The 388-nt window shown below is 45.1% G+C and carries 1 rRNA gene; it reads right to left on the bottom strand.

The window, feature by feature from the left end:
- Window positions 1-111: ribosomal RNA gene (locus GTP27_RS23360) — 16S ribosomal RNA — on the bottom strand; the annotation flags it as partial.
- Window positions 112-388: the final 277 nt, after the last annotated feature.

Below are 388 nucleotides of genomic sequence, written 5' to 3'. Positions count from 1 at the left end.
CTCACCCGTTCGCCACTCGCCACCAGAGCAAGCTCCGTGCTGCCGTTCGACTTGCATGTGTAAGGCATGCCGCCAGCGTTCAATCTGAGCCAGGATCAAACTCTTCAGTTTAATCTCTGTTTTTTGCGATTTCTCGCACCGCTATTGCTAGCGGGTCGCTCACTCAAAATACTGACAGTTCGCTTCTTTTACGAAGCGTCCTATTTCATTACTTCTTGTGAACATTTGATATTTTTTAAGTATCACGAAGACTAGCTTCGTGTGCACTTTCATCAAACGTCCACACTTATCGACTGTGAATTTTTAAAGAACTTATTCGGTACTGCTTGCTGAGAAGCGTTGTGTTCATCAGCGAAGAGGCAAGATTATGAGGCGTTTCAAACATTCC

Origin of the sequence: Duganella qianjiadongensis (assembly GCF_009857915.1) — a bacterium.
Classification (GTDB): Bacteria; Pseudomonadota; Gammaproteobacteria; order Burkholderiales; family Burkholderiaceae_D; genus Rugamonas; species Rugamonas qianjiadongensis.
This window is presented reverse-complemented; position numbering and strand designations above follow the sequence as displayed.